General features: G+C 41.9%; 6 protein-coding genes and 1 pseudogene. 3 read left to right on the top strand and 4 right to left on the bottom strand.

Annotated features, from left to right (window positions below):
- The 4 genes and pseudogenes from araD to FD17_RS12630 form a co-directional block, all read right to left on the bottom strand.
- Window positions 1–121: pseudogene (gene araD, locus FD17_RS13145) on the bottom strand (L-ribulose-5-phosphate 4-epimerase); the annotation flags it as partial.
- Between the two features lie 12 nt (window positions 122–133).
- A complete protein-coding gene (locus FD17_RS12620; protein WP_057826535.1) occupies window positions 134–1744 on the bottom strand; it encodes a xylulokinase in 1611 nt (536 codons plus the stop codon).
- A gap of 123 nt (window positions 1745–1867) precedes the next feature.
- On the bottom strand, window positions 1868–2539 hold the full coding sequence (locus tag FD17_RS12625) for a Crp/Fnr family transcriptional regulator (protein ID WP_057826536.1): 672 nt from the start codon (window positions 2537–2539) through the stop codon (window positions 1868–1870).
- A 13-nt stretch (window positions 2540–2552) separates the two neighbouring features.
- Window positions 2553–3167 (bottom strand): hypothetical protein, encoded by a 615-nt coding sequence (locus FD17_RS12630; protein WP_235803232.1) that lies wholly within the window; start codon window positions 3165–3167, stop codon window positions 2553–2555.
- 164 nt (window positions 3168–3331) lie between these two features.
- Between FD17_RS12630 and FD17_RS12635 the strand changes: the two genes are divergently transcribed.
- The 3 genes from FD17_RS12635 to FD17_RS12645 all read left to right on the top strand — a co-directional run bounded on the left by FD17_RS12635 (window position 3332) and on the right by FD17_RS12645 (window position 6807).
- Window positions 3332–4225: a zinc ribbon domain-containing protein gene (locus tag FD17_RS12635; protein ID WP_057826538.1), complete on the top strand. Its 894-nt coding sequence runs from the start codon at window positions 3332–3334 to the stop codon at window positions 4223–4225.
- 16 nt (window positions 4226–4241) lie between these two features.
- The gene (locus tag FD17_RS12640; RefSeq protein WP_057826539.1) at window positions 4242–5714 is read left to right on the top strand and encodes a zinc ribbon domain-containing protein; all 1473 of its coding nucleotides are present in this window, start codon (window positions 4242–4244) and stop codon (window positions 5712–5714) included.
- Between the two features lie 439 nt (window positions 5715–6153).
- A complete protein-coding gene (locus FD17_RS12645; RefSeq protein ID WP_057826540.1) occupies window positions 6154–6807 on the top strand; it encodes a LysM peptidoglycan-binding domain-containing protein in 654 nt (217 codons plus the stop codon).
- The last annotated feature ends 146 nt before the right edge of the window (window positions 6808–6953 follow it).

Raw genomic sequence — 6953 nt, forward strand, 5'->3', positions numbered from 1 at the left:
TAACAAACAAGCCCTTGTCACGGTCGATTGCAGAAACATTACCCCAGGTAAATGTTACTAAACCAAGTTGAGGTAAGCGCATATTTGCGTCATATACTTCTTTTTTAAGATCTTCTAACATTCTCTCGCACCTCTAGTTTTTCATTTTCATTGATTTAACAGCTTCGGCTTCTACAGGCAAGGCTGCCTTGTAGTTGTCGATGAACTTATCGTAACCTTGAACACTTGCTTCTTCAGGATACAAAGTAGCAGTTGTAGCATCCTTAAAGACCCGAGTTGCCAGGTAGTCTTCCAATGCTTCACCGTTCTTACGGTTAACACAGAAGAGCGCCAAAACAGCCATTCCCCAAGGACCACCCTCACCGGCATTTTCCATAACGGAAATTGGTGTGTTGAGGGCATCGGCCAATACTTGTTGAGCAACAACAGGTGTCTTAAAGATTCCACCTTGGGCAACCAGGACATTGGTCTTGATATGTTCTTCTCGAAGCAAAATGTCCATCCCAATCTTGAGTGGGGCAAATGCTGAGTAGATTTGAGTCTTAATGAAGTTGGCCAAGTTAAGCTTACTATCAGGTTTCCGAACGAACAATGGACGACCTTCAGGCATTCTGGTGATGTTTTCACCTGAAAGGTAGGCGTAGTTGACTAATCCTCCGGCATCCTGATCACCCTTTACTGATTCGGCGAACAAAGTTCCGTACAAATCATCAGGCTTCAATTGAAGGCCAAGTGCTTTGGCAAATTCACCAAACAAGCCAACCCAGGCATTGATGTCTGAAGAACTGTTGTTGGTATGAACCATGGCAACCGGTGCACCATCTGGTGTGGTAACCATATCGATATCACGGTGAACAGCCTTCATTGGTGAGTCAAGGACAACCATTGAGAATGCTGAAGTTCCGGCTGAAATGTTACCAGTCCGCTTCTTAACACTGTTTGTGGCAACCATCCCGGTACCGGCATCCCCTTCAGGAGGTGCAATCAATGAACCGCCTTGAAGTGTGCCGCTTTGGTCAAGCAATTTGGCACCATCATCGGTCAATTCACCAGCTTTTTTACCAGCAGGTAAAACAGTTGGCAAAATGTCGAGCAGGTTCCAATCGTATTTCTTAACTTCAGGAAGTGAGCTGAATTTGTCAGCCATCGCCTTATTGTAGTTAACACTTGCTTCATCAATTGGGAACATTCCGGAAGCATCCCCAACACCAATCACTTTTTCACCTGATAATTTCCAAGTAACGTATCCGGCAAGGGTTGTGATGAAGTCGATATCCTTAACGTGCTTTTCGTCATTTAAAATGGCTTGGTACAAATGGGCAACACTCCAACGTTCTGGAATGTTGAAGTTGAACAGCTTGGTCAATGCTTCGGCAGCATCGCCAGTAATGTTGTTTCTCCAAGTTCTGAATGGAACTAAGATTTCATTGTTTTTGTCGAATGCCATGTAACCATGCATCATTGCACTGACACCAATCGAACCAATTTTCTTGATATCAACACCAAACTTATCGTGCACTTGTAATGCAAGAGTGGCATAACTGGTCTGAATACCGTCCCATACCTTTTCCAATGGGTATGTCCAGATACCATTATCCAGTTCGTTTTCCCAAAGATAATCGCCTGAAGCAATTGTTTGGAAATCGTCAGAAACCAGGACAGCCTTAATTCTGGTTGATCCCAGTTCAATTCCCAACGAAATGTTTCCGCTTACAATTTCGTTTCGTACTCGACTTTCGTCCATCGTATTTTCCTCCAACGTAGCTACGTTTTGTTTTCGTTTACCTCTTTATTGTAAAATATTCGTACGTATAAATCAATTGTTTTCTAAATTTGTGCAATAAATATTTTAACAAAATAAAAACGCCTAGACCAACATGCCCAGGCCATCTTCATCTAAAATCTTAACTTTTGATCCGCGGGCTTCAATGAATCCCTGTTCTGAAAGCTGTTTGAAAGTCCGGCTGATCGTTTCGGGAGTCGTTCCCAAATATGTGGCAATGTCTTTCTTCTTTAATGGAAGTTTGAATGGATTTTCATTCAAAGCTGCACCCGTTTCAAGCAGATACCTGGCGAGCTTGCCGGCCATATCAGACGTGGTTGACAACGTCTTTTCTTCCTGCAGATTGTTGATTTGCTGACTCATGGTTGATAGCAAGCTGACTGCCAACTGGGGAGTCTGCTGTAATAGTTTCTGGAAAGCAGCCTGATCGATTTGGCAGACATTTGAATCTACCAACGCCGTGGCAGTAACGTTGCGCTGGTTGCCGTTAAATAAGGTTGCTTCGCCATCAAAATCACCTGGCTGCATCACTTTAAGAAGCTGTTCCTTGCCATTGGCAGCCACTTGAGAAAGCTTAACCTGGCCACCCTCCAAAATCATAAAATGACCAACCGAATCACCGGCCAGATAAATAATCGTTCCCTTTGGATATTCGTGCTGAACGACTAATTTGGCAACTTCAGTTTTTTGTTCTTCAGGGAGCGATTGAAACATCGGTACCAGATTGACACATTCTAATGCTTGCTGTAAATCCATGTTGTTTACCTCGCTATTCATTCATGAGTTGTTCGAGCCACTGTTGGGTACCGGCATCACCAGCTCTACCTGGATCAAAACCAATCGGCTCAAATATTTTGCTGACTTTATTCCAATCGATTTTGTCATTGCTGATTAGGCCAGCTGTCAGCTGCTGAATCTGCGACTCTTTAATTGCTTTCATCATATCAGGATTTCCACCTAATGTCTCAATCAGGGTGTTGGCGGCCAACTGATTAACAATAATCGTCTGCAGCTGCCCATCCCCCACCGGATTTGTCACAATAATTCGATCTTGCAGTGGTACAGCTGGAATTTCCCGCTGCAAAAAGTGCTGAACTTCAGGCCAGTTGGCCATCATGACCCGATAGAACTGAAACGGGACTTCAGTGTTAATGTTTTTCAGGGTTTTGGTCAAAATAGCTTCCAACGACCATGCTTCTTTAACAGAGGTGATCAAAAGCATTTCTTGTAAAAACCGCTGAACGGTTTCCTTGGCAGTTCCCTTCAACCGTTTTTTTAATGTCAACCCATAGCGGACCAACACAAACTGCTCAAATTCGTCTGGGTGAATAATTCGCCCTGCAGGAGTGTGCATTCGCTTTCGGATTGCTTTAATTTGTTTCATTTTGCTCGATTTGGCATATCTGCCCTGCTTGACCATAAATTGTCACCGCTTACTTTCAGATTTTTTCGATTTACTAAAATTTTGTTAACTATTTGATAACCATTTATATTATAATGTTTGCATATGCTTTTTACTAATAATGGCATAAGAAAGGGAGATCTATTTTGAAAATATGTCCAAACTGTCATAACGAGAATCTTCAAGACGCAAAATTTTGTGTGTTTTGTGGATTCAATTTAGCCAACGTTGCCGAAACTGCGAAGAACAGTGAGCAGGCAACCGCTTCAAAAGCAACTGCCAATCCAGAACCCGAGCCAACTGATAACAGTCGAGGTTCATCGACTAATTTCCAGGAACAATCAGCGAACACTCAAACGGCTCAAGAAACTGGATACAGCACCAACTACTCTGCTGATAATGCGTTTAACCAATTTCTCAGCTACTTCAAAAGCTCTATCATCAATCCCAGCAATGAAATTGAAGCACCCAGATACGGCGGCTTAATGTCAATTGGGGTTTATGTAGTTCTCATGTTGGTCATCTTCGGCCTTGCTGCCAAACGGATTATTGATCTAGTGGTTTCACAGTCACAAAATGAATTCACGGTCAACATTCTTGCCCCAATCAAAACCGCAATTATGCAATTTTCCGGGATTTTAATTATTTCGGCGTTAGCTTATTTATTAGTGGCGTTCACAGTTCGTCGAACACTCTTAAATGATAACATTACTTTTCTCGACTTTACCGACATGTTCGGCGTTTACGTCAATATCAGTTCTGTTCTGCTATTATTATGCTTAATTTTATCTTTATTTGTCAGCATTACTTCATATACCTTGATGGGAACCATCATTATGATCTTTGCATTGAGTCAGGCAATCCTCAATTATGCCGTCGTAATGACTTTAAAAGACATCCAAGGACGATTCAACAACTTCTATTCTATCTTGATCGCTGAAATTGTTCCGGCAATCATCGTTTCATGGGCAACGTCAGTCTACCTCCAAAACATTTATGGTAGTTTAAGCAGTTGGTACAACGGATTAAACATCCAGTAACATCGGAGGAAAAACAATGGAAAATAATAAGTTTTTCTGTCCGAACTGTGGAACAGAAATTAACCGAAATGTAGCATTTTGTCCAGAGTGTGGTTTTAATGTTAAACAATATTTGGACAATCTGCAGAAAACACCGAAGGACCAGCCAAAAGAACCAAGTTCAAAGACAACCGCTCAACATAGCCAACCAACTCCAAAAAAGAATCGTGTTGTAGGCAGCCAGGCCCATCCGGCACGGCCAACACAACGTGCCCCACGAAAGCCAATCAAGAAATGGAAGGTCATCACAAGTGTCATCGTCTTAGTGATTCTTGTCGGCGGCTATCTGTTTTTGAATAATTATTATAGCAAAAAGGCAACTGCCAACCGTTTGGTGACCGCAATCAAGCAGGGCCAAGACAAGACCCTTGCCTCTTTGATTACGTCAAACGACCCAAGCTTTAAGCCCACCTCGTCCAACGTTGAACCATTGGTAACCTATTATGGCCGTAACAAGGACAAACTTGCCAGTCTAAAAGGTTCCTTAACCTCTACAGGATATGTGAACGATCATTTGGAGTTTGTTAATTCAGGACATAAATTTTTAATTTTTGACAATTACAAGTTAAAAGTTAAACCAATTTATCCAAGAATTCGAACCAACAAGAAGAATGCCAAATTATCAATTAACGGTAAAGTTGTTGCCAATCCAATGAATACGACTGATCCGAAGAAATTTGGCCCATACATTCCTGGAGAATACCGGATCAAAACTTCTGCTACAATTCATGGTCATAAGTTGGTGAATAACGGTGATTATGCCTGGATTGATCCGTCCGGATATGATTTGGACATCCAATCGATTCTTCAAACCATTTCATACACCATTAAGGGTCAAACAGGATCCAAGGTTTACCTGAGTGGAAAAGAAATCGGTAAGATCGATAAAAGCGGGTTCTATGACATCAAGGATTATCCATTCAGCCAAAATATGACCGTTGCCCTATCCATGAAAACTCAATCTGGGAAGGTCGTCAGTTCAAAGAACACGAAGATTGACATGTCTATGAACAACACGACTATCACACCACAATATCCCGGATTTGCTTCAACGGATGATGCCAAGGATCTAATCAATTCCGTTTGGGGCGATCTAAGTGATGGAACCGTAACGGATAGCGACTCAGCCAATGATGATGACTATGATGATTATTTTGTTGGCGGCAGTACATCAGATATTTATCAACAAATGATCAAAATGGTTGATGGTTATCAAAATGACGACAGCATCAGCGATTACACAATGGACCCAACTCTTAAGAAAGTTGTCCCTTATGACACCGGTCAAACGAAGGTAACTTACGACGTTAAATACTCCTTTGACCACGACGATCACTATCATATTCAAACTTTTGAATACAATGCCATTATTCAAAAATCAGGTTCTGACTATAAAATGAAAACCAATGTGATGGATCACAAAGTCAATGACTATGACAAGGATGAATAAATCATAATTTAGTCATGTTTTCAGGGTGGCCAATAACGGATTAATTCCGCTATTGGCCACTTTTGTTTTGCACCACAATCACCACCAAAAGGCAATTACTTGGTATATACAGGCTCTTTGTCACCATTTACACAAGTTTTACATTCATTAAATGGGAAACAGTGACATTTAACTTTAACGTGTTTGTAACAACCCCGACTCGGCCCTGAATTACCAGGGAACGCCATTGTCACACTTTTGTCTTATTTGTAAACGGTGTTGACGGTTATTTCATATCTGATATTATACTTGCGTGATTGATTATCAATCGTTCACATTACAAATCAATCATCTTTCAAACTGTGTTCCGGAACACATTCATGCAATCATTCGCAATTATTTTGAAAGCCAGGTTTTCTTATCAAACTGTGAACATAATTCCAGAAATCGACATCCAAAGGTGGTTTTTACAATCAATAAGAGTCTATTCACATTATCCATAGTTGCAGGTTTCTTAGGTTTAACAGGTGTATCAGCCAGTGCAAATTCATACACGGTCAAGTCAGGCGACACCCTTTCAGCTATCGCACAACGAAATCACGCTAGCCTTGATGGCATCATCAAGGAAAACAAAATTTCCAACAAAAACTTGATCACCGTCGGCCAAACACTTGAAATCAGCAAAGCCAACAAAAAGGCACCAGCTAAAAAAGCTGCTGCCAAGAAAACAACCGCAAAGAAAGTCAACAAGAACCATTTCAAGACTTCAATGACCGTTAAGAAGGGCTCAGCTCATGCAGCTGTTGTGACATCAAGCTCATCAAGCAGTAACACAGACAGCAACCCAACCAGCAGCGCAACCACAACACCGGCTGCAATGCAATCACAAGGTGTGGTTTATCTGAATGGTAACAAGTGGACCTACTATACCGGCGCAGGATTTGCAGATGGAACAACCAATCACAGCGGATATGACGCGGACGGCTACATCATCGTAGCAGCCCCATCAAACGTCCCATTCGGAACCCACATCCAAACCCCACTGGGTGAGGGCGTGGTCCATGATAGAGGAACAGCAATCGTGGGAAATCATTATGATTTGGTAATGCCGTAGAGCAGAGTGTGACGAGCCCCGGGTGGCCCCGGAGCATAAGGTAAAGCTACCAATAATGAACGGTTTGTGTTCATTGTTGGTAACTTTGCCTTATGCAGTAGGGGTCAGGGGTGTCGGAACACGTTTTCTACGTATAGTCAATATAT

Origin of the sequence: Lentilactobacillus sunkii DSM 19904 (assembly GCF_001435575.1) — a bacterium.
GTDB lineage: Bacteria > Bacillota > Bacilli > Lactobacillales > Lactobacillaceae > Lentilactobacillus > Lentilactobacillus sunkii.